The 1,071-nt window shown below is 48.4% G+C and carries 1 protein-coding gene; it reads left to right on the forward strand.

The window, feature by feature from the left end; translation table 11 throughout:
- On the forward strand, positions 1-1,068 hold a 1,068-nt coding region (gene tuf / locus RH45_RS02830), incomplete at its 5' end, for an elongation factor Tu (RefSeq protein ID WP_008073603.1).
- Positions 1,069-1,071 lie beyond the last annotated feature (3 nt).

Consider the following 1,071-nt stretch of genomic DNA (forward strand, 5'->3'; position numbering starts at 1 on the left):
TACGGCGGTGAAGCGAAAGACTTCGCATCTATCGATAACGCTCCAGAAGAGCGTGAGCGCGGTATCACAATCGCTACTTCTCACGTAGAGTACGACACTCCATCACGTCACTACGCACACGTAGACTGTCCAGGACACGCGGATTATGTTAAGAACATGATCACAGGTGCTGCACAGATGGACGGTGGTATCCTAGTTGTTGCTGCGACAGATGGCCCAATGCCACAAACTCGTGAGCACATCCTACTAGGCCGTCAGGTTGGTATCCCATACATCATCGTATTCATGAACAAATGTGACATGGTTGACGATGAAGAGCTTCTAGAGCTAGTAGAAATGGAAGTTCGTGAACTTCTATCTGAGTACGACTTCCCAGGTGATGACCTACCAGTAATCCAAGGTTCTGCACTAGGCGCACTAAACGGCGAAGAGCAATGGGAAGCGAAGATCGTTGAGCTTGCAGAAGCACTAGATTCTTACATCCCAGAGCCAGAGCGTGCAATCGATCAGCCATTCCTAATGCCAATCGAAGACGTATTCTCAATCCAAGGTCGTGGTACAGTAGTAACTGGTCGTATCGAGCGCGGTATCCTAACAGTAGGTGACGAAGTAGAAATCGTTGGTATCAAAGACACTACAGTAACAACATGTACTGGTGTTGAGATGTTCCGTAAGCTTCTAGACGAAGGTCGTGCGGGTGAGAACGTTGGTGCACTTCTACGTGGTACTAAGCGTGACGAAGTAGAGCGTGGTCAAGTACTAGCGGCTCCTAAGTCAATCAACCCACACACTAAGTTCGAGTCAGAAGTATACGTACTGTCTAAAGATGAAGGTGGTCGTCACACACCATTCTTCAAAGGCTACCGTCCACAGTTCTACTTCCGTACAACTGACGTAACTGGTGACATCCAGCTACCAGAAGGCGTAGAAATGGTAATGCCAGGTGACAACGTTAAGATGACTGTTGAGCTAATCGCACCAATCGCAATGGACGAAGGTCTACGTTTCGCGATCCGTGAAGGTGGCCGTACAGTAGGTGCTGGTGTTGTTGCTAAGATCTTCGACTAATTC

The organism is Vibrio sinaloensis DSM 21326 (assembly GCF_000189275.1).
GTDB classification, from domain to species: domain Bacteria; phylum Pseudomonadota; class Gammaproteobacteria; order Enterobacterales; family Vibrionaceae; genus Vibrio; species Vibrio sinaloensis.